Annotated in this window: 20 protein-coding genes and 1 pseudogene; 12 read left to right on the plus strand and 9 right to left on the minus strand. The window is 67.7% G+C overall.

Annotated elements, in window-relative coordinates; genetic code table 11:
- Positions 1 to 5 precede the first annotated feature (5 nt).
- Positions 6 to 2057, minus strand: a complete 2052-nt coding sequence (locus AC0685_RS19360) for a DNA gyrase/topoisomerase IV subunit B (protein ID WP_478226786.1) — start codon at positions 2055 to 2057, stop codon at positions 6 to 8.
- A gap of 315 nt (positions 2058 to 2372) precedes the next feature.
- Between AC0685_RS19360 and AC0685_RS19365 the strand changes: the two genes are divergently transcribed.
- Complete coding sequence (locus tag AC0685_RS19365) at positions 2373 to 2993, plus strand: hypothetical protein (RefSeq protein WP_478226787.1); 621 nt, start codon at positions 2373 to 2375, stop codon at positions 2991 to 2993.
- Here the strand turns inward: AC0685_RS19365 and AC0685_RS19370 are convergent.
- Positions 2977 to 4401 carry a glycoside hydrolase family 76 protein gene (locus AC0685_RS19370; protein ID WP_478226788.1) on the minus strand — a complete coding sequence of 475 codons (1425 nt, stop codon included), beginning with the start codon at positions 4399 to 4401 and terminating at the stop codon, positions 2977 to 2979. The genes AC0685_RS19365 and AC0685_RS19370 overlap by 17 nt on opposite strands.
- Positions 4402 to 4536: 135 nt before the next feature.
- Between AC0685_RS19370 and AC0685_RS19375 the strand changes: the two genes are divergently transcribed.
- Complete coding sequence (locus AC0685_RS19375; protein WP_340684248.1) at positions 4537 to 5613, plus strand: LLM class flavin-dependent oxidoreductase; 1077 nt, start codon at positions 4537 to 4539, stop codon at positions 5611 to 5613.
- On the plus strand, positions 5610 to 6194 hold the full coding sequence (locus tag AC0685_RS19380) for an FMN reductase (protein ID WP_478226789.1): 585 nt from the start codon (positions 5610 to 5612) through the stop codon (positions 6192 to 6194). Before AC0685_RS19375 ends, AC0685_RS19380 begins: the two co-directional genes overlap by 4 nt.
- 132 nt (positions 6195 to 6326) lie before the next feature.
- On the opposite strand, the gene AC0685_RS19385 is transcribed toward AC0685_RS19380, so the two are convergent.
- A complete protein-coding gene (locus AC0685_RS19385; protein ID WP_478226790.1) occupies positions 6327 to 6668 on the minus strand; it encodes a YciI family protein in 342 nt (113 codons plus the stop codon).
- Between the two features lie 139 nt (positions 6669 to 6807).
- On the opposite strand from AC0685_RS19385, the gene AC0685_RS19390 reads away from it, so the two are divergent.
- The 3 genes from AC0685_RS19390 (at position 6808) to AC0685_RS19400 (ending at position 8872) form a co-directional block, all read left to right on the plus strand.
- Positions 6808 to 7221 carry a PGPGW domain-containing protein gene (locus AC0685_RS19390; protein ID WP_340684245.1) on the plus strand — a complete coding sequence of 138 codons (414 nt, stop codon included), beginning with the start codon at positions 6808 to 6810 and terminating at the stop codon, positions 7219 to 7221.
- Between the two features lie 29 nt (positions 7222 to 7250).
- Entirely contained in the window at positions 7251 to 7925 is a 675-nt protein-coding gene (locus AC0685_RS19395; RefSeq protein WP_478226791.1) for a TetR/AcrR family transcriptional regulator, read from the plus strand.
- An 86-nt stretch (positions 7926 to 8011) separates the two neighbouring features.
- On the plus strand, positions 8012 to 8872 hold the full coding sequence (locus tag AC0685_RS19400) for an oxidoreductase (protein ID WP_478226792.1): 861 nt from the start codon (positions 8012 to 8014) through the stop codon (positions 8870 to 8872).
- A gap of 56 nt (positions 8873 to 8928) precedes the next feature.
- On the opposite strand, the gene AC0685_RS19405 is transcribed toward AC0685_RS19400, so the two are convergent.
- Together AC0685_RS19405 and AC0685_RS19410 are read right to left on the minus strand one after the other, a co-directional pair.
- The gene (locus AC0685_RS19405; protein ID WP_478226793.1) at positions 8929 to 9753 is read right to left on the minus strand and encodes an ABC transporter permease; all 825 of its coding nucleotides are present in this window, start codon (positions 9751 to 9753) and stop codon (positions 8929 to 8931) included.
- Positions 9743 to 10639, minus strand: a complete 897-nt coding sequence (locus tag AC0685_RS19410) for an ABC transporter ATP-binding protein (RefSeq protein ID WP_478226794.1) — start codon at positions 10637 to 10639, stop codon at positions 9743 to 9745. The genes AC0685_RS19405 and AC0685_RS19410 overlap by 11 nt, the downstream gene beginning before the upstream one ends.
- Positions 10640 to 10794: 155 nt before the next feature.
- Here AC0685_RS19410 and AC0685_RS19415 point away from each other — a divergent pair, with 155 nt between their 5' ends.
- A complete protein-coding gene (locus AC0685_RS19415; protein ID WP_478226795.1) occupies positions 10795 to 11253 on the plus strand; it encodes a hypothetical protein in 459 nt (152 codons plus the stop codon).
- A gap of 59 nt (positions 11254 to 11312) precedes the next feature.
- On the opposite strand, the gene AC0685_RS19420 is transcribed toward AC0685_RS19415, so the two are convergent.
- Together AC0685_RS19420 and AC0685_RS19425 are read right to left on the minus strand one after the other, a co-directional pair.
- Positions 11313 to 11633, minus strand: a complete 321-nt coding sequence (locus AC0685_RS19420; protein ID WP_478226796.1) for a hypothetical protein — start codon at positions 11631 to 11633, stop codon at positions 11313 to 11315.
- A gap of 10 nt (positions 11634 to 11643) precedes the next feature.
- Complete coding sequence (locus tag AC0685_RS19425) at positions 11644 to 12276, minus strand: hypothetical protein (protein ID WP_478226797.1); 633 nt, start codon at positions 12274 to 12276, stop codon at positions 11644 to 11646.
- A 367-nt stretch (positions 12277 to 12643) separates the two neighbouring features.
- On the opposite strand from AC0685_RS19425, the gene AC0685_RS19430 reads away from it, so the two are divergent.
- The 5 genes from AC0685_RS19430 (at position 12644) to AC0685_RS19450 (ending at position 18494) form a co-directional block, all read left to right on the plus strand.
- Positions 12644 to 12817, plus strand: coding sequence for a hypothetical protein (locus AC0685_RS19430; protein ID WP_478226798.1), 174 nt, complete (start codon positions 12644 to 12646; stop codon positions 12815 to 12817).
- Between the two features lie 91 nt (positions 12818 to 12908).
- Positions 12909 to 15521 (plus strand): CHAT domain-containing protein, encoded by a 2613-nt coding sequence (locus AC0685_RS19435; protein WP_478226799.1) that lies wholly within the window; start codon positions 12909 to 12911, stop codon positions 15519 to 15521.
- A gap of 211 nt (positions 15522 to 15732) precedes the next feature.
- A complete protein-coding gene (locus tag AC0685_RS19440) occupies positions 15733 to 16248 on the plus strand; it encodes a lytic polysaccharide monooxygenase auxiliary activity family 9 protein (RefSeq protein WP_340684235.1) in 516 nt (171 codons plus the stop codon).
- 71 nt (positions 16249 to 16319) lie between these two features.
- A complete protein-coding gene (locus tag AC0685_RS19445) occupies positions 16320 to 17267 on the plus strand; it encodes a DNA polymerase domain-containing protein (RefSeq protein ID WP_340684234.1) in 948 nt (315 codons plus the stop codon).
- Positions 17268 to 17339: 72 nt separating this feature from the next.
- The gene (locus tag AC0685_RS19450) at positions 17340 to 18494 is read left to right on the plus strand and encodes a 4-hydroxybenzoate 3-monooxygenase (RefSeq protein WP_478226800.1); all 1155 of its coding nucleotides are present in this window, start codon (positions 17340 to 17342) and stop codon (positions 18492 to 18494) included.
- Positions 18495 to 18642: 148 nt separating this feature from the next.
- Here the strand turns inward: AC0685_RS19450 and AC0685_RS19455 are convergent.
- Both AC0685_RS19455 and AC0685_RS19460 read right to left on the minus strand, forming a co-directional pair.
- Positions 18643 to 19268 (minus strand): annotated as a pseudogene (locus AC0685_RS19455) (AAA family ATPase).
- Positions 19269 to 19323: 55 nt separating this feature from the next.
- Entirely contained in the window at positions 19324 to 19989 is a 666-nt protein-coding gene (locus AC0685_RS19460; protein ID WP_478226801.1) for a DUF998 domain-containing protein, read from the minus strand.
- Positions 19990 to 20032: the final 43 nt, after the last annotated feature.

The following is a 20032-nucleotide window of genomic DNA, read 5'->3' on the forward strand; positions in this document are numbered from 1 at the left end:
CGAAATCAGGCGTCGATGGCTTCGCGGTCGACCCGGTCGGAGGAGGCGACGAGCCAGTTGCGGCGCGGTTCGACCTTCTCGCCCATCAACAATTCGAGCGCGTCTTCCGCGGCTTCGGCGTCGTCGATGGTGATGCGGCGGACCGCGCGGGTGGCCGGGTTCATCGTGGTCTCCCACAGTTCCTCGGCGTCCATCTCGCCGAGACCCTTGAACCGCTGCACCGGAGTGACGATCTGCTTGCCGGCCCGCTCCAGCGCCGCGTACTTGGTCTCCATCTCCTTCTGGGTGAAGGTGAAGTGGGACTCCGGGTTGCGGCCCTTGGTGACCAGTTTGTGCAGCGGCGGCATCGCGGCGTAAAGCCTGCCGTCCTCGATGACCGGCCGCATGTACTTGGCGAACAGCGTGATCAGCAGCGTCCGGATATGCGAACCGTCGACGTCCGCGTCGGCCATCAGGATCACCCGGCCGTAGCGCATGGTCGACAGGTCGAACGTGCGCCCGCTGCCCGCGCCGAGCACCTGCACGATCGAGGCGATCTCGGCGTTTTTCAAGGTGTCGCCGAGCGACGCCTTCTGGACGTTGAGGATCTTGCCGCGCAGGGGAAGCAGCGCCTGATACTCGGAGACGCGCGCCATCCGCGCCGAACCGAGGGCGCTGTCACCCTCGACGAGGAACAGCTCGCTGCGGGAGACGCCGGTGGTGCGGCAGTCGACCAGCTTCGGCGGCATGGCCGCGCCTTCGAGCGCGGTCTTGCGCCGGGCGGCGTCCTTCTGCTGCTTCTGGGTGAGCCGGACGCGTGCCGCGTCGACCACCTTCTGCAGCACGATCTTCGCCTCGGACTTGGTCTTGCGCTCCTCGGTCCAGGACCGGATGTGCTTGTCGACGATGCCCTGGATGACGCGGGTGATGCCGGCGGTGGACAGCTCGTCCTTGGTCTGCGAGGTGAACTGCGGCTCGGGCAGCCGGACGTGGACGACCGCCGTCATCCCTTCGAGCACGTCTTCGACGGTCGGCATGTCCTCCTTGGGCTTGAGCAGCCCGCGGGTTTTGGAAATGGCGTCCTGCAAGGCTTTCAGTACCGCGCGGTCGAAACCACGGCGGTGCGTGCCGCCGTGCACATTGCGGATGGTGTTGGTGAAGCACTCCACCGTGCGCTCGTAGCCGGTGCCCCAGCGCAGCGCGACCTCGATCTCCGCGTGACGCACCACATTGGACTGCATGACACCGCTGGCGTCGGCCGCGTTCTCCTTGTACGTGCCCTCGCCGTTGATGATCAGCGTGCCGCAGACGGGTTTTTCGTCGGACGGGGCGAGGAAGTCGACCATGTCGGCGAGGCCGTTGGGGTAGTGGAAGGTCTCTTCGCTGATCGAGTCGTCGACGGCGGTGCGCAGCACATACGTGACGCCGGGGACGAGGAACGCGGTGTTGCGCATCTTCGCGCGGACACCCTCGACGTCGAGCGCGGCGCCACTCTCGAAGTAACGCGAGTCGTACCAGTACCGGATCGACGTGCCGGAACGTTCGCCGCGCTTCATCTTGCCGGTGATGTTCAGCCCGGACTTGCGGGTGAACTTCGCCTTCGGGCCGGGCCCGTCGAACACGCCGGGGACGCCGTGCGCGAACGACATCTGGTGGACCTTGCCGCTCTGTTTCACCGTGACGTCGAAGCGGTGCGACAGCGCGTTCACCGCCGAGGCGCCGACACCGTGGAGGCCACCGGAGGTCTTGTAGCCGGAGCCGCCGAACTTGCCGCCCGCGTGCAGCCTCGTCAGCACCAGCTCGACGCCCGACAAACCGGATTTGGCGTGCGTGCCGGTGGGGATGCCGCGGCCGTCGTCGTCGACCTGGACGCTGCCGTCGGCGTGCAGGGTGACCACGATCTTCGTGGCGTGACCCGCCACGCCCTCGTCGGTCGAGTTGTCCACGACCTCGGAGAACAGGTGGTTGATGCCGCGGCTGTCGGTGGAGCCGATGTACATGCCGGGGCGCTTGCGGACCGCTTCCAGACCCTCGAGATGCGTCAGGTCGTCGGCCCCGTACAGGGTCTCAGCAGTCACTGGGTACTTCTCCTGGAGTCATGGCTCGCGAACTAGCTCGTGGAGGTGGTGTTCAACGCGACACCGTACTGGAGGATATCCGTCCCCTCCGACAGCTTCGTCTTCCCGAGCCCCGGGTGTGGCGGATCACGCCGTCCCGATGGCCGGGTCCCGGCTGGGAAAGTGGCTTCCTCCGGGCTTGGATGAGGCGTTATCGTTCCCGGTGTCACAGGGTGACGGGGGGAAGAAGGTGGCCGTCGGGTCGTTCGGCATGCTCGCGCTGTTACCGGTCGCGCACGCCGCGATCCGCCTGCGGCGGAAGGCGAGTCGGAGGCGATGCTCTCGTTCGCCTGGCTCTTCGGCACGATCCTCTTGGTCACCGTGGCCTGTGTCCACCTCGCGCTGTTGCGGAAGAAGATCCTTCACCCGCCGCCGACGGCGTGGGTCGAGTCCGGCATGCACTGCGGGCTGTTCTCGATCGACATCGCCGGATTCGGCCAGGTCGGGCGCAGCAGCGAGATCTTCGTCCAGGTCCGGCGGATGCTCTTCGGCCTGCTCGCCGACGCCTTCGAGGCCAGCGGGATCGCCTGGGACGCCTGCCTGAAACGCGACACCGGCGACGGCATGATCGTCGTGGTCCCGCCGCATTTCCCGAAGTTCCGCCTGGTGTATCCGCTGGTTTCCCGGCTGACCGCGGAACTCGCCAGGTACAACGTCGTCACCGAGCCCGGCCTGCGGATCCGCGTGCGGGTGGCGATCCACGCCGGCGAGATCGCGCTCGCCGAAGCGCCGGACGAGTCGCCCGTGGTGGTGCTCGTCTCCGACCGGTTCCACCAGGACCAGGGCGGCCCCGGTCTCGACACGATGAGCTACCGGCAGGTGCTCGTGCACGAGAAGGAGACCGAGGTCCGCGCCTGGCTGCACGTCCCGGATCCGGTGCTCAAAGAGCTGCCGTGAGGACCTCCAGCGCGCTGTGCTGACGGGCGGCGTCGATCTTGTCGACCGGCCCGGCCCAGCGCAGGCCGTGCTGATCGAGCGAGGTGCGGTTGTTCGCGATGGTCGAGTTCGCCTGTCGCGTCAGGTAAGCACGGTACGGCCTGCCGGCCAGCGCCCGGTCCAGCTCGCCGAGCCCTCTGGCGTACGCGCCCTTGAACGAGGGTCCGTCAGCGCCGCAGTCACCGGACTCGCACGGGTCTCGCAGGATCCCGTTCGAGTGAAGCAGCGCCGTCGTGGTGGAGGCGTCCGCGAGTCGCCGGGCCGTGGTGAGCAGGGCGGCGTCACCGGTCGCGCGGTTCAGTTCGACGAGCGCGCCGAGGACGATGCCCTGGTTGTAACTCCAGACGGCCTGCCCGTTGTTGGCGCAGGAGGAGTTCAGGCCGTCGTTGACCAGACCGCTCCCGTTGATCATGCCGCTCGCGCGGAACCAGTCCCAGACCTCGCGTGCCCGCGCGAGCTGGAGCGTGTCGCCGGGGAGCCGGTTGTGCAGTGACGCGGCCACCTTGACGTACAGCTCGTTGGTGACGGCGTTCTTGTACGTCTTCGCCGTCGACCACCAGAGTCCGCCGCCGCAGGTCCCGTCGCGGTAGGAGTACATGTAGTCCGCCGCGATGACGGCGGTGTCGAGGTAGCGGCGGTCCTTGGTCAGGTCGTAGGCGCGGATCCAGGCGAGCGCCCACCAGCCGGTGTCGTCGATGTATTCGTTCGTGAAGTTGTCGCCACGGTTGCGGTCGAAGGTGTTGGCGATGGCGTAGCGGTAGTTCTGCGAGCCGCTTCTGATGCTGTAGTCGAGGATCGCGGTGAGCGCGTTCGCCGAGTTCCACCAGCCCGTGGTCTGCCAGAGCCCGGTGCCGTTGTCGTAGAACTGCATGAGGGCGGTGGCGGCGGCTTCGGTGCGGTCGTTCGCGGCGACCGTGGTGCGGAACCACGGCGTGCAGGCGATTTCCGGTCGGTTGCTCGCCTTCCCGCAGGCGCGCAGGGCGCCGAAACGGTGGGTGGCGGGGTCGTCGACGTTGAACATCAGGGTCCGCCAGCCGCGTTGACCTGACGGGATCTTCGTGTCGCCGATCCGGCTGCCGCCCGCCCAGGTGCGGCCGCCGTCGAAGGAACGGTCGAGCCAGACCTCGTCGCCGGGGTCGCCGTTGGCGATGCTGCCCCAGCCCATGTCGTCGCCGTCGGAGAGATGCAGCGTGATGCCGCGGCCCCAGACGGTCGCCGTGCCGGGTCTTCTTTCGCCGGCGGCCAGCGCGGGGTCGCGGCTGTCGCAGTACTTGGCGCAGATCGCCGCCGCGACAGTGGGTTCGGGAGTGGTGGTGGCCGGCGTGAGGGTGAATGTCAACGTTGTCACAAGCAGGGAGGTGAGCCACATGGTTTCGAGTGTGGGGGCGGTCACTTTCCCGGCCGATCAAGTCACCCTTTCAGCTCGCGCCGATGGTCTGGAATACTTCTTGCGCGCGTGAGGTTGAACGCTCAAGCAACGTAACCCCGGCCCAGGGAGCAGGTCATGCAGTTCGGAATCTTCACGGTGGGCGATGTGACGACCGACCCGACCACCGGGGAGGCGCCCAGCGAGTACGAGCGGATCAAGGCGATGGTGCGGATCGCGCTCAAGGCCGAAGAAGTCGGCCTCGACGTCTTCGCGACCGGCGAGCACCACAACCCGCCCTTCGTGCCTTCTTCGCCTACGACGATGCTCGGCTACATCGCCGCGCAGACGTCGAAGATCATCCTCTCCACCTCGACCACGCTGATCACCACGAACGACCCGGTGAAGATCGCCGAGGACTTCGCGATGCTGCAGCATCTCGCCGACGGCCGCGTCGACCTGATGATGGGGCGCGGCAACACCGGCCCGGTGTACCCGTGGTTCGGACAGGACATCCGCCAGGGCATTCCGCTGGCCATTGAGAACTACCATCTGCTGCACCGGTTGTGGCGCGAGGACGTGGTCAGCTGGTCCGGCAAGTTCCGGACGCCGCTGCAGGAGTTCACCTCGACCCCGCGGCCGCTCGACGGTGTCCCGCCGTTCGTGTGGCACGGTTCGATCCGCAGCCCGGAGATCGCGGAACAGGCCGCTTACTACGGCGACGGGTTCTTCGCGAACCACATCTTCTGGCCGAAGGAGCACTTCCAGGCGCTGATCAACCTCTACCGCGAGCGGTACGAGCACTACGGGCACGGCAAGGCGGACCAGGCCATCGTCGGACTCGGCGGCCAGGTGTTCCTGCGGCCGAAGTCGCAGGACGCGGTGCGGGAGTTCCGGCCGTACTTCGACAACGCGCCGGTGTACGGGCACGGCCCGTCGCTGGAGGAGTTCACCGAGCAGACGCCGCTGACCGTCGGGAGCCCGCAAGAGGTGATCGACAAGACGCTGACCTTCCGCGAGCACTTCGGCGACTACCAGCGTCAGCTGTTCCTGATGGACCACGCCGGACTGCCGCTGAAGACCGTGCTGGAACAGCTCGACCTGCTGGGCGAGCACGTGATTCCGGTGCTGCGCAAGGAACTCGACTCGCTTCGTCCGGCGCACGTGCCCGAGGCTCCTACTCACGCTTCGCTTCGTTCGGAGGTGACGGTATGACGACGATCGCTGTCGTGACCGCGGGTTTGAGCCAGCCGTCCTCGACGCGGCTGCTCGCGGACAAGCTCGCTTCGTCGACTCGGGCGGTGCTGCCGGACGTGAAGATCGAGGTGATCGAACTCTGCGACCTGGCCGTCGACGTCACGAAGAACATGCTGACCGGATTCCCTTCCCCGGCCCTGCGCGCGGCCATCGACAAGGTGACCGCCGCAGACGGTTTGATCGCCGTGACGCCCGTGTTCACCGCGTCGTACAGCGGGCTGTTCAAGTCGTTCTTCGATGTGCTGGACCAGAAGGCGCTCGACGGGAAACCGGTGCTGATCGGGGCCACCGGCGGAACCGAACGGCACTCGCTGGTGCTCGACTTCGCGCTGCGTCCGCTCTTCGCCTACCTTCGCGCCGAGCCTGTCGCGACGGCGGTGTACGCGGCTTCGTCGGACTGGGCGTCTCCGGGTGACCTCGACACGCGGGCTTCGCGGGCGGGGCGGGAGTTCGCCGCGCGGCTGTCGTCGGAGGGGACGGCCGCGGCTCCGGACAGCGGGTTCGTGCCGTTCGAGCAGCTGCTGCGCGCGGGGGAGTGAGCAAGGGACCTTTGCTACCACCTTGTGGCGAGGTCCGTGAACGTGAGAATCGCGGGCAGGTGGGGTGTCCATGAAGGATTTGGGACACTCGACGTCCCAAATCCTTCATCGACACGCCACTTACAGGCGCGTTCAGGGGGTCGGCCAGAGCGGCCGGATCTCGATGGTCGCGAACTTCGCGACCGGATGCTTCGACACGATCTCGATCGCCTCGTCGAGATCGGCGCACTCGATCAGGTCATAGCCGAGGATCTGTTCCTTCGTCTCCGCGAACGGTCCGTCCGAGACGAGCAGTTCGCCGTCGCGGTGGCGCACGGTGGTCGAGGTGGCCGCCGACCGGAGCCTGCTGCCAGACAGCCGGACCCCGCGAGCGGTCATCTCGTCGACCCACGCCTGCGTCTTTTCGTCCAGTGGGTCTTCACTGTCGTCCGCGCCGGGGTACGGGCTTCCGCAGATCAGCAACATGTAGCGCATCGGTCCTCCTGTCTGAGCCTGTTCACCATCCCCGACGAACGGGCTCGTCCGATACAGACAGGTCGCGGACGATTCGGACCAGCGCGTTCGCGGCGCGACCGGCACAATCGACGAAAGGGACGACGGCGAGGAGAAGACGGTGGGCATCGGAAAACCCGTGAAGCAGGTCTTGATCCTGATCGCGGGCGGCGTTCTCCTGCTGGTCGGCATCGCGCTCCTCGTGCTGCCCGGGCCGGGCCTGCTGCTCGTGCTCGCGGGTCTGCTCGTGCTGGCCTCGGAGTTCCCCGTGGTGGAGAAGTACGTCGATCCGATCCGCGACAGGGCGATGAAGGCGGCCGAGGACAGTGTTTCGTCGCCGCTGCGCATCGCGGGTTCGGTCCTGGCCGGGCTGGGCCTGCTGGCCGCGGGGATCGTGTGGGGGCTCGTGCCGGGGCTGCCGCTCGGGGGCTGGAGCACCGGGTCGAGCCTGATCCTGTCCGGGCTCATCCTGTTCGCGTTGCTGATCTGGAGTTACAAGCGGGTGCAGGCCAGGAGGGCCGCGAACGCCGAATAACAGCCGGGTGGTCTGGTACCGTGCGGCGCGTGGCCCCCGACTTCCAGCGCGCACGGCGGCCGGAACAGGTCGAGGCCCGGCGCGCGGCTATCCTCGGTGCGGCGCGCGACCTCCTGTCCGAGCGGCCCGTCTCCCGGATCAGCCTGCGAGAACTGAGCGACCGGGTGGGCTTGGCGAAATCGAACGTGCTGCGCTACTTCGACAGCCGCGAGGCGGTCTTCCTGGAAGTCCTCGACTCGGTCTGGGTCGCGTGGCTCGACGAACTCGAAGGCGAGCTAAGCGTCCCTGACGGCGCGAAGCCGGGGTACGAGCGTGTCGCGGCCGTCATCGCGACGTCGATCTCGCGGCAGCGCCTGCTGTGCGAGCTGATCAGCACGATGGCCGCCGTGCTCGAACGCAACATCTCCGTGGAGACCGCCCGGACGTTCAAGACCCGGGCGGGTGAACGGACCGAGCGGCTCGCCGGCCTCGTCCGCGCCCATGCCCCGCTGGACGCCGAAGCCGCCGGGCACTTCGCGAAGGCCGTCTTCATCCTCGTCGCGGGGCTGTGGCCCTACGCGAACCCAGGGGAGGCCGTGGCGACGGTCCTGGCCGAACGCGGAGAGCCCGCCGGCCACGCGATGTTCGTCGACGGGCTGACCGAAGGGCTGGCGAACCAGCTGGTGGGTCTGCTCGTTCGTGCAGGTCAGAGCCCCGAGTGGTAGCAAAGGTCCCTTGCTCCCTTCCCGCACGCGCCAGGACGGGCGGGCCTGCATAAGGTGAGCCGAACCCACTTGCACAAGGAGCGATCATGAGCCCAGGCGGCACCCTCACCCTCGGCGATCTCACCGTGAGCCGGATGGGCTACGGCGCCATGCGGCTGTCCGGCCCCGGCATCTGGGGGCCGCCGAGCGACCGCGAAACCGCGATCGCCGTCCTCCGCGAGGCTGTCGAGCTGGGGGTGACCCACATCGATACCAGCGACTTCTACGGTCCGCACACGGTCAACGAACTGATCCGCGAGGCGCTGCACCCGTACCCGGACAGCCTGCACATCGTCACGAAGGTCGGCGCGAAGCGGACTCCGGACAAGGGCTGGCCTTCGGCGCTCTCGCGCGAGGAGCTGACCTCCGCGGTCCACGACAACCTGCGCAACCTCGGCGTCGACGTGCTCGACGTCGTCAACCTGCGGCTCGCGGGGGAGCACGGCGTCTTCCCGATCCCGGTCTCGATCACGGAGCCGTTCGAGGTTCTCGCCGAACTTCAGCAGCAGGGTCTCATCCGGCACCTCGGACTGAGCCACGTCTCGGCGGAACAGGTCAAGGAAGCGCGTGCCATCGCGCCAGTCGTCTGCGTGCAGAACGAGTACAACGTCGCGAACCGCGCCAACGACGGGCTCCTCGACGCCCTCGCGGCCATCAACATCCCGTTCGTGCCGTACTTCCCGCTCGGCGGGTTCACGCCGCTCCAGTCCGGTGTCCTCGACGACTGCGCCCGCCGGGTCGACGCGACGCCGATGCAGGTCGCGCTCGCGTGGCTGCTCCAGCGGTCGCCGAACATCCTGCTGATCCCGGGCACGTCGTCGCTGCTGCACCTGCACGAGAACATCGCCGCCGCGAAACTCGAGCTGCCCGCGGACGTCGTCGCGGATCTCGACGCCCTGGCCCAGTGATCCGTGAAGGCCTCCTTCCCTACGCTCAAGGTAGGGAAGGAGGCCTTCACGGACCTTCAGAGGACATCCCGGCGCCGCAGCAGCCAGCCACCCAGACCGGCGAAGACCACCAGATAGCCTGCCACGATCAGCGTCGCCTGGGAGACATCGACGAGTTCCCCGATCCCCGGCGTCGCGCCCGAAGCTCCCAGCGACGCGGCCAGCGAACCGGCGTTGGCTCCCGGCAGCGCCAGCTGGAGCGTGCCGACCCAGTCCACCAGCGGGGCCGCGACCCCGAACAGCAGATTCTGGACCACCAGCAGCCACACCAGGCCGAGCCCGATCGGCAGCGCCACCCCGCGCATCGCGATGGCGAGAGCCGCGCCGAGTGCCGCCCAGGTCATCGCGATCAGCCAGCCGGCACCGATCCCCGTCAGCAGCGAGCCGAACGACGGCCAGTTCATCGGCTCGCCCTCCGAAGACGCGATGAGCGCGCTCGTGACCGCGCCGGTCGCGAAGCTCGTCAGCACGACGGTCAGTGACGCGACGGCCAGCGCGAACAACTTTCCACTGTAGACGGTCAGTCGCGAAGGTCCTTGTGTCAGCACGGTCTTCCACGTGCTCCAGCCGTACTCGGTGCCGACTGCCAGCACGCCGAGCACGAGCAGGATCGCCCCGAGGAACACCGGCAGCCCGCCGATCGAGTTGCCGACCAGATTCGCCGGAAGAGTCGCGACCAGCCCGCGATCCGTCCCGGGCGCCCCGCTCGACGAACCCGCCGCGCCCGCGAGCGGCAGCAGGTAGGTGAAGGTCAGGCCGAGCGCGACCGCGATCCCCAGCATGAACCAGTTCGCCGGACGCCGGACGAGTTTCGCCAGCTCGGCGGTACAGCTACCCCACATGATCCGCCACCTCTCCGGTGAGCTCGAAGAAGACCTGTTCCAGATCCCGTTCTCGGACGTGCAGTTCGCGGACCGGGATCCCTTCCGTGACGAGTTCGCGGTTCAGCCACGACGCGCGTTCCGGGGCGACCGTCAGGTCGAGACCGGTCCCGCTCGCGCGCACGTTCTCCGCACCGATCCAGTGCCGCACCAGGTCCGCGGCGCGCACGATGTCATCGGCCTCGATGTGCAGGACCGTGCCGCCGCGCAGCTCGGCCACCGTGTTCTCCGCGACCAGCCGCCCGTGCGAGACGACGCCGACCCGGTCGCAGATCTGCTGGACCTCGCCCAGCAGGTGGCTCGACAGCAGCACGGTGCAGCCCTCCGCGCCGAGCCTGCGGATCAGCACCCGCATGTCGGCCATGCCGGCCGGGTCGAGCCCGTTGGTCGGCTCGTCGAGGATCAGCAACCGCGGATCCTTCAGCAGCGCCGCGGCGACACCGAGCCGCTGCTTCATGCCGAGGGAGTAGGTCGAGTACCGGTCCTTGCCGCGATCGGCGAGGCCGACCATCGCGAGCACCTCGCCGACGCGGAGGGGATCCGTTCCGCTGTACCGGGCCAGCACCTTGAGATTGTCCGAACCGGACAGATACGGGTAGAACCCCGGTGATTCGATCAGCGCGCCGACGCCGTCGAGATCGCCGGGCGGCCTGCCGAACAGCCGGACGCTGCCGGAAGTCGGCCGGACGAGCCCCAGCAGCATCCGCAAAGTCGTCGTCTTGCCCGCGCCGTTCGGGCCGAGGAAGCCGTAGATCTCGCCGGGCAGCACGGTCAGCTTCATCCGGTCGACGGCGAGTTGCTCGCCGTACCGTTTCGTGAGTTCGTCTGTGTCCACGGGAAGGTTCATGGTGACGAATGGTGTCCGGGTGAGGCCGTCGCCACATCCGTTCACAGGCGGCACTCCGCGTACGTCGCCGGACGTAGCCCGATGGCCGGAATCCTGCGACATCTGTCGAAAACACCGGTACCGGAGGCCCGGGTGACGATCATAGGCTGGGTGGCGTGTCGAAAGTCCTTTTGATTCTCCATGTGCTCGCCGCCGTCATCGCGGTCGGTCCGGTCACCGTCGCGGCGAGCATGTTCCCCGCCGCGGCGCGCAAGGCCTTCGCCGAGCCGGGTTCCGGACTGTCCGTGCTTCGCGCGCTCAACCGGATCTGCCGCGTCTACGCGATCTTCGGTATCGCGGTGCCGTTCTTCGGACTGGCGACGGCGGGCAGCATGCGGGTCTTCGGTGACTTGTGGGTGATCGTGTCGATCGTGCTCACCGCGGCCGCCGCCGGTGTGCTGGCGTTGCTGGTCCTGCCGGGGCAGAACGCGATCCTCGCCGCGCTGGGTGCGGAGCCGCCGTCGGAACCGGTCACGGCCGGGCGGGTGGCGATGTACACGGGGATGTTCAATCTGCTCTGGGCCGTGGTGACGGTGCTGATGATCGTGCGGCCCGGATCGACCACCGGTGCCTGATCCGCCTCGTGAGTGGTAAGGACGGTTCTAACCGTCCTTACCACTCACGAGGCTTTCGCCTACGCGCTCAGCAACTGGTTGAAGAACGACCGGTAGCGGCGCAGCGCGATCCGGAGGTCTTCGGTCGCCGGTTCGCCCTGGCTCCACGCGGATTCCAGTTCCTTCTTGTGGTCCGCGAACGTCGTGGCCAGGTTCTGGATCACGACCGCGACGAGTTCGTCGGCCTCCTTGACCGCCCGCCGCGGATCGTCCACAAAGGCCGATTGGATGCCTTGCCAGCTTTCGCGGAACCTGTCGACATCGGCGTGGGCGAACAATGCCTGCGCTTCGTCTTCTTCGGTGCGCTCGGAATCGGCGGCCACCAAGTCCTCGGTGCTCAAGGCCTGTCCGTCAGCGGTCGGTTCCTCGCCGGGCCGATCCGTCGTCCCCACGACGCGTTCCGTTCCCTCGGTTTCCGGGGGCCTGCTTTCCATGGGCTTCCGCTCCTTCGCCGGCATCGGTCAACAGATCTTCGAACACTTCGCGGTAGTGCTTCATCGCTTCGCGCATGTCCTCTGTGGACATTTCAGATTCCCGATGGCGCATCAGCGTGTCGTGTCCGTCGCGGTAGTGCCGCAACGCGTTCGCGTGCCGGACGGACAGATCCGCGAGCTGCTGGTCGTATCCCTCGGTCGGGTAGCCGCGCTCGGCCATCAAGGAGACCAGCACCCGGTCCGCCTCGACGACGGCGCCGGACGGACGGTCGACGAACTGTTCCTGGATCAGCGCCCATTCCTGGGCGTACCGGTCCTTTGTGGTCTCCGGCAGCGGCCGGATGTCGAGATCCGAATGTCGTTTCACCCGCGACGAAAGCTCACGTTCGGCTTCCCTCGGGTTTTCGTGTTCCTCGACCGCCCGGTCGTATTCGGGACCGAATGTCTCTCGCAATCGCCGCCTGCGCTGCTCCGCGACGATGAACCAAGCGGCCGCGCCCACCACCAGGATCGCGGCGATGACGATGATGATGACCAACCACGTGGGCATCGTTATCTCCTCCGGATATTTCGCCGGTCAACCCCCGACAGGTCGTGAGTTCCCCGGCATCCCGGCCGGAAACCCTTGTGTCGCAAGAAGTTTTGGATATTAGGCCGGATGGCGCAGTGGAATGATCTCGATTCCCGTCTTCGCGTGGGGTGGCGCGGCCATTCGGCGGAGATCGTGAGGCTTGCTAACCAGGCGTCCCCCTTTTGGGTGCCGACGATGACTCAGTGTAGGTAATCGCTCCCGATCATTGCTCCGTTGTGGCACTATTGCCCCGTTCGCAGGAAGAGGGCCTGCGAACAGAGGGGGCCGTCGTAATCGAGGCTGCCTGGTACGACAAAGAAAGATCATCAGGGGAGGAGATCGTCAAATGTCGACGCCTACGGACGTCAAGGACCCCATCGGCGAGGAGGAGCCGGTCGACCCGGCTCAGCCCAAGCCCGGCCTGCCGCAACACGAGCACAGTCCGGACTGTGAGCACTACCGCGACAAGCTGCTGGAATGCTCGGGCGGCTGCGCTCAGACGCCCCCGCCTACCCCGTGAGCAGCTTCGACGCCTGAAGGACGTCGCCCGCTCGCCGGACTTTGCCCGGCGGCGGGCTTCCTTCGGCTACGGAGTGTGCTGTCATAGTCCAGTGGCTGTAACGACGCTTGACGAACTCGAGGGCATTCGCAAGGCCCGTGAACTGCACCTGGCGGGTGTGGAGGCGGGCTGCTCGGCGCAGCAGCGTGAAGCACTTCAGCTGCTCCGCCGGGGGATGAGCGTGCTCGAGTCCATCCACCCCGTATCGGCGAAGAACCGTGACGAATGGCTGACCGTTCGCATCAGGCTCGCCTCGACCATTGCCACGATCGGCACCGAGACCAGCGGGGCGGTCTCCGCCGGGCTCGCCGACCTCGATGACATCCGGCTGCTGCTCCCCGCCGTCTCTGATCCGCTGTTGCGAGCGGATCTTTCCGGCAGGCTTGACCACAACTTCGCCTTGCTCCTGATGGCGGCAGGCCGGAACGAGGACAGCATCGCCTATTTCGATTCCTCTCTCAGGTTTCGGCAGAAGGTTCTCGATGCCGCGGCGGATCCGGTTCCGTTGCTCGATCCTTATCTCGGAACGCTGGTCACCCGCGGCCTGGCCTACACGCGGCTGGGCGACGTCCGCCGGGCCAGGGCCGACCTTACGCAGGCCATGGAATTGGCCGAGCGGCATCGGATGCGCTCACAGGCGGCGGATGCCAGGCGACCGCTCGGGTCGCTCGAGCTGCGCGTCGGCGACGTCCCGGCCGCGCTGAAGATGTTCGAGGAAAGCGAACGGATCTACCGATCACTGGATATCGAAGTGCATCCGCTCCTGCGGCTCGCGCAAGCTCAGGCGCTGTTGACGGCGGGGCTCGCCGAAGAAGCCGGAGGACACCTCGACGAGGTACTGCCGGCGATGCGCACGCAACGAAGTATCAGCCGCGATCTCGCCGACGTGGAGCTGTATCGCGCGTCGGCGGCGCTGATGAGCGATGATCTCGAACTCGCCCGTTCGTATGCCGCGTCCGCACGCCGCAGGATGCTGCGGTGGGGCTGCCAGACCTGCGTCGCCAACGCGACCATCGTCGGCCTCCGCGCCGACGTGCAGGAAGCCTTGCGCACCAACGTGATCCCGCCGTCCTTGACATCTCGCGCGCTGCGCGCGGCGAACGCGATGCCGATGCCGCGGCTCGCCGATCAGGCGGCGCTGGCACGGATGCTGGCCGTCCGGGTCGAGCTGCGCAAGGGAAAACGCAAGCGTGCGGCCGAGTTGCTCGAACGGATTCCGCGGCCGGGGCGGCTGACCTCCGTCGATTATCGGATGTTGCGCAGGCTTTGCCGTGCGGAACTCGCGGTGGCCGAGGGCGACAAGAGCAGGGCGCTGGCCGAGATCCGGGCCGGGCTCACCGAACTCGACCGCGTCCGTGATCGGATGGGCGGCATCGAGCTGGTGTCCGGGACGGCGCTGCACGGCAGGGAGCTGGCGGATCTGGCCGTCAAGATCGTGCTGGAGCGCGCCGACGCGGCCCGGTTGTTCGGCTGGACGGAGCGGACCCGCGCGCAAAGTTACCGGTACGAACCTGTTGTCGCGGCCGATCCGGAGCTCGCCGAGCGGGTCGGTGAGGTCCGGGGGCTCGATCAGGCGATCCACCAGGCACAGCACGACGGGCATCCGACGGCGGCGTTGCGTTCCAAACACGCCGAGCGGTTGCGCGAGGCGCATCGGCTCGGGTGGCATACGGGCCGCTGGGGCAGGCCGCGGCCGGTCGCGCGGCTCGCCGAGGTGGCCGGCGAGCTGGGCGAACGCGCGCTGGTGAGTTTCGCGTCGTCGGGGGACGACCTGGTGGCGATGGTGGTCGTCGGCGGACGGTGCGAACTGGTGCGGCTCGGTTCGGCCGAGCGGGCGGCGGAGTCCGCGCGGATGCTGAACGTCGATCTCGACGCCCTCGCGCCGGATCGGTTGCCGGCGCCGCTGGTCCGGTCGGTGCTCGCTTCGGCGCGCAAACAGGCCGAACGGCTGGACAGCCAGCTGATCCGGCCGCTCGAAGCGCTGCTCGGGGACCGCGGTCTGGTCGTCGTGCCGACCGGCCCGTTGTTCGCCGTTCCTTGGGGCGTGCTGCCGGCGCTGCGGTCACGGCCGATCGTCGTGGCTCCCTCGGCGACGGCGTGGCTGGGCGCGGGGCGCTCGGCGATGCCCCGCGCGCGGAAGGTCGTCCTCGTCCGCGGGCCCGGCCTCGTCGGGACCAGGGGTGAGCTGGACAAACTCGCCACGCACTACCGGTCCGCGCATACGCTGGCCGGGGCCGACGCGACCGTGTCCTCCGTCTTGCGTGCGCTGGACGGCGCGAAGCTCGCGCACATCGCCGCGCACGGCGCGCACGAACCCGAGAACGCCTTGTTCTCCCGGCTGGAACTGGCCGACGGCGCGCTCTTCGCGCACGAGATGGCCGGGCTCGCGCAGCCTCCGGCGCAAGTCGTCTTCGCGGCCTGCGAACTGGCGCTGAACCGGATCCGGCCCGGCGACGAGGTTCTCGGTTTCGCCAGCGCGTTGCTCGCGAGTGGTTCGCGGACGGTGATCGCGCCGTTGAGCCGAGTCGGTGACGAGGCCGCGGCGGCCGCGATGGACGATTACCACCGCGGACTCGCCGAAGGGGCCGGACCGGCGACGGCCTTGGCGGACACCATCGCCGTTGATCCGTTCCGGCGACCGTTCGTCTGTTTGGGTGCGGGCTGAAGGTCCGGCTTGACACCCCCTGTTCGATCTTCACGACTCCAAGTGCCCGGTTGGTTACTCTTGACCGAGTCGTCTGAACCAATTATGGTCTAGACCACATTCGCCTGTTCGGCGCTTCGGCGGATGTGTCCCGACCTTCATTGGTATTTCGCTCGCTGTGACCCAGGAATCTCGAGTCCGCGGTGGGTGTAGAGATGGGAAAGGGGTAGGCATGAGCTTCAAACGACGGCTTTTGACCCTGGCGGCAGGTGCGGCGATGGTGCCGGCGGCTCTGGTCGCGATCCCGGCGGGCACCGCCAACGCGCACGGTTACGTTTCCTCGCCTGCGAGCAGGCAGGCGCAGTGCGCGCAGAACACCGTTTCCTGTGGCTCCATCAAATGGGAGCCGCAAAGTGTCGAGGGCCCCAAGGGTCTCATGAGCTGTAACGGCGGTGTCGGCCGTTTCGCGGACCTCAACGACGACAGCAAGGGCTGGAAGGTGCATTCCCTCGGCCGTACCACCACGTTCCGGTGGACGCTGACGGCTCGCCACCGCACCAGCACTTGGGAGTACTTCGTCGACGGCGCCAAGGTCGCCAGCTTCAACGACGGTGGCGCGCAGCCGGGTGCCACGGTCACCCACAGCGTGAACCTGCAGCAGAGCGGGCGGCACAAGATCCTCGCCCGCTGGAACGTCTACGACACGGCGAACGCCTTCTACGCCTGCATCGACGCCAACATCGGCTAGGTGCCGACTCTCGTGAGTGGTAGTGACGCCGTCACTACCACTCACGAGATTTTTTGTGCCACGCTCACCTCATGAGCGATGAGGAGCGTGACGGCGTCAAGCTGACCAACCTCGACCAGCCGTTGTTCGAGGGTGCGACCAAACGCGACCTGGTGGATTATCTGGACGCCGTCGCGGGCCGCATTCTCCCGGTTCTGGAGAACAGGCCGCTTTCGGTCATCCGCATCCTTCGCGGCCAGGACCCGTTCATGCAGAAGAACCTGCCCAAATACACGCCCGGCTGGGTCAAACGGCACGGAATGTGGGCCGAGAGGTCGAAACGGCAGGTGTCGTACGCGCTCTGCGACGACCGCCGGACGCTGCTGTGGTTCGCGAACCAGCGCGCCGTCGAATACCACCCGACCCTGATGACCGTGGACGCCGACGCGGGTCCGACCCATCTGGTGCTGGACCTCGACCCGCCCGCCGGAGACGATTTCGCCCACGTCGTGAAGGCCGCGATGCTGGTGCGGCAGGCCCTCGCCGACTCCGGGCTCGCCGGAGCGGTGAAGACCAGTGGTTCCAAGGGTGTGCACATCTTCGTCCCGCTGACGCCGGGACAAGGGTTCGAAGACGTCGCGGCCGCGACCCGCGCCCTCGCCGCCCGCGCGGAGCAGGTCGACCCGGCGGTCGCGACGACCGCGTACATCGTGGAAGACCGCGAAGGGAAGGTGTTCCTCGATTCGACCCGGGCGGGCGGGAACACGGTCGCGGCGGCGTACAGCCCCCGGTTGCGGCCGGGGCTGACGGTGTCGTTCCCGGTGGCCTGGGACGAGCTCGAAAACGTGGTCCCCGCCGATTTCACCGTCCACACGGCGCCGGGTCTCCTGGGGGACGAAGATCCGTGGGCCGAGGCGATGCCGGAGCCGCAGACACTGCCCGCCGACCTCGTCGAGCAAGGGCACACGATCCCGATCGCCCGCGTCGTGGCGATGCACGAAGGGAAACGCAGGGCGAGGGCGCGCGCCCAGGAGGACTGAACGCCCACGACGCCACGGCGTTTTGTGTACCTTGGACCGCACTGGGGGCGGGCGAAGGTACTGGGGGCTTTCGTGGGAAAGATCGATGCCGACGTGGTGATCGTGGGGGCCGGTCCGGCGGGGCTCGTGCTGGGAAACCTGTTACGCGCCGCCGGAATCGACTGCATGATCCTCGAGCGCCGTAGCCGTGACCATGTCGAAAACCGGGCCAGGGCGGGGTTTCTCGCCGCGAACAGCGTCCGTGTGCTCACCGAGAACGGGCTCGCCGAGGGGCTGCTCGAGAAAGGCCTGAGTCACGACACCTGCGCCTTTCGTCATGATCAGGCCGAATTCGAGCTCAAGTACGGCGAACTCGGGAACGGCGAGGTGCACACCGTCTATCCGCAGCAGTTCCTGGTCACCGATCTGATCGCGGAGTTCCTCGCCCGCGGCGGGGAGATCAGGTTCGACACCGAGGTCGCCTCGGTGTCGGGGATGGACGCGACGGTGATCGCCGACGATCTTCTCTTGCGTGCCAAGTACATCGCCGGTTGCGACGGCAGGCGCGGGATCTCGCTGAGATCCGTGCCCGCCCGGGTCTTCCGGCGTGACCACGACATCTCGTGGCTCGCGATCCTCGCCGAGGCGCCGCCGAGTATGTCCGCGATCGGCTACGCGATCCACGAACGCGGATTCGCCGGGCATATGGCCAGGACGTCGACGGTGACGCGCTATTACCTCGAAGTATCGCGTGGCGAGGATCCGGAGAACTGGGGAGACGACCGGATCTGGGACGAACTGCACCTGCGGATGCGGGCCGACCGCTACGGCGAGCTCAAACGCGGCGCCATCATCGAGCGCCGGATCGTGGACATGGCGTCGCGGGTGATGGACACGATCCAGCGGGGGAACCTGTTCCTCGCGGGGGACGCGGCGAGCCTGATCAGCCCCGCCGCGGCCAAGGGCGCGAATCTGGCCTTGATGGAGGCCGAGATCCTCGCGCACGCGTTGATCAAGGCCCACACCGAGAGCGACATGGCGGCACTCGAGCGCTATTCCGCCGATTGCCTGCCGCGGATCTGGCGCGCGCAGGAGTTCTCCCTCTGGATGATCAACCTTCTGCACGGCCCAGCCGGATACGACGACGAGGCCGTCTTCCAGCGAGCTTTGCGGGACGCGCGGCTGGAAAGCCTGCGGGTTTCCCGCGCGCACCAAGACTTCTTCGCCGAGAACTACGTGGGGATCTGAACCGATCGCTCGTCGCGTCCGTATCCCGGTGCAGAGGGCTTCGCGGAGTGGAAAGGACGAACGACGATGCCGGTACGCATCCGCTGGACGCCGATGAACCCGCACCCGAACCGTCCCGTGCCCGCGGACGAACCCCGAGCCGGAACCGCTAGCCGGCGCGGACGGCGGGTGCCGCGGGCCGCTCGACGCGAAGGAGCCGGATGTCGCCGAGTGGTCTCTCCCCGGCTCCTCCTCGGTGACGAAGCGCAGCGCCCCGGTGACCTCGCGGGTCACCATCCGCGCGCCGTGCCAGCCTGACGGCACCCAGCCGTCGCGTAGGGCACGGCGCACCTTCTCGGCCCTCTTGACGTGGCGGGCGAACGAGTGCCGCCGGATGACGCGCCCGCGCGCGACTTGGCCCGCGCGGGCGTCCTCCGGGGTGACGTCGAGCCACAGCAACCGGACCGGGCGGCGGCTCACCAGGCCGAGCAGGGCCAGCAGCCCGCGGGTCGTCGCGCGGGTCGAGGGCTCGTGCACGATGAGCGGTCCCCCGTCGGCCAGTGCGAACCGGACGACCCGCGCGCGATGCCACAGGTGGACCACCGGCCGGTAGAACCGGTACGGCAGCGCGGGCGGCAGCCGTTCGCGCAGCCGCGCGCGGACCTGATCGGAGTCGAGCACCGGTAGGGCGCCGGTCGCCGCCCGGGACAGCAGGGTGGTCTTGCCGGCCCCGGGAATCCCCGCGACCACCAGCAGGTCGCGGCGGCCGAGGCGGAGTGCGATGCGATCGGTCATAAGGCCTCAACGACCCGGCCGATGGCAAAGGTTCCTTTACCTTCACCGGCGCAGGTCAGGCGGTCACCCGGGTCCCCGCTGCCACCGGCTTGTCCGGCAGCAGCGTCCCGCCCTTGGTGAGCCACGCGACACCGAACGCGAGGATCGCGACCGACTCCAGCCACAGCGCCGGGTAGAGATCCTTCGTCAGGTCGTCGAAGACCAGCCCGCTCAGCACGATCAACGCCAGGCACACCAGCATGATCACGCCGGACGCGACGTACAGCTGGTTCCGTGCGGGTTTGCGGGCACCCGGGATCTCCTTGTCCGACTTGGTGAACAGCACGATGCAGAAGAACGCCAAGGTGAGGAAGAAGACCGCGGCGAAGCCGAGGTGCAGCAAACCGACGATCTCGTCCGTACGGTCGCCGTTCGCCGGTGTCGTGGGGAAGAGCGCCACCCCGACGGCGGCCACGGCCGCGATGTTGCCGGCGATGTCGTCGACCCGGCCGTAACCCCGATAGGACAACAGGAAGACGCCGATGGCGCACATGACACCGACCCAGACGTCCCGCATTCCCGAGTAGTAGTACCCGCTGATCGAGTTGAGCAGGCCGCCGCCGTCGACGACCATTGTTCCGAAGACCAGCACGAAGGGCAGCCCGATCCCGAGGAAACCTATGGCACGCCGCAAGAACAGGTAGTTGTGGACGAGGTTGTCGGTCGCCGTTCGCGGGCTCATGGTCGCCTCCGTGCTCGGTGCGTTGTCGCTACTGGGAAGTATT

This window comes from Amycolatopsis sp. NPDC043889 (assembly GCF_056435645.1).

Excerpts from the sequence above, each read along its gene's own strand:
- AC0685_RS19440 (WP_340684235.1), top strand. The coding sequence starts at position 15,733 with ATGAGCTTCAAACGACGGCTTTTGACCCTGGCGGCAGGTGCGGCGATG.
- AC0685_RS19385 (WP_478226790.1), bottom strand. The coding sequence starts at position 6,668 with ATGCGCTACATGTTGCTGATCTGCGGAAGCCCGTACCCCGGCGCGGAC.
- AC0685_RS19370 (WP_478226788.1), bottom strand. The coding sequence starts at position 4,401 with ATGTGGCTCACCTCCCTGCTTGTGACAACGTTGACATTCACCCTCACG.
- AC0685_RS19425 (WP_478226797.1), bottom strand. The coding sequence starts at position 12,276 with ATGCCCACGTGGTTGGTCATCATCATCGTCATCGCCGCGATCCTGGTG.
- AC0685_RS19410 (WP_478226794.1), bottom strand. The coding sequence starts at position 10,639 with ATGAACCTTCCCGTGGACACAGACGAACTCACGAAACGGTACGGCGAG.
- AC0685_RS19460 (WP_478226801.1), bottom strand. The coding sequence starts at position 19,989 with ATGAGCCCGCGAACGGCGACCGACAACCTCGTCCACAACTACCTGTTC.
- AC0685_RS19405 (WP_478226793.1), bottom strand. The coding sequence starts at position 9,753 with ATGTGGGGTAGCTGTACCGCCGAGCTGGCGAAACTCGTCCGGCGTCCG.
- AC0685_RS19400 (WP_478226792.1), top strand. The coding sequence starts at position 8,012 with ATGAGCCCAGGCGGCACCCTCACCCTCGGCGATCTCACCGTGAGCCGG.
- AC0685_RS19375 (WP_340684248.1), top strand. The coding sequence starts at position 4,537 with ATGCAGTTCGGAATCTTCACGGTGGGCGATGTGACGACCGACCCGACC.
- AC0685_RS19445 (WP_340684234.1), top strand. The coding sequence starts at position 16,320 with ATGAGCGATGAGGAGCGTGACGGCGTCAAGCTGACCAACCTCGACCAG.
- AC0685_RS19430 (WP_478226798.1), top strand. The coding sequence starts at position 12,644 with ATGTCGACGCCTACGGACGTCAAGGACCCCATCGGCGAGGAGGAGCCG.
- AC0685_RS19365 (WP_478226787.1), top strand. The coding sequence starts at position 2,373 with ATGCTCTCGTTCGCCTGGCTCTTCGGCACGATCCTCTTGGTCACCGTG.
- AC0685_RS19380 (WP_478226789.1), top strand. The coding sequence starts at position 5,610 with ATGACGACGATCGCTGTCGTGACCGCGGGTTTGAGCCAGCCGTCCTCG.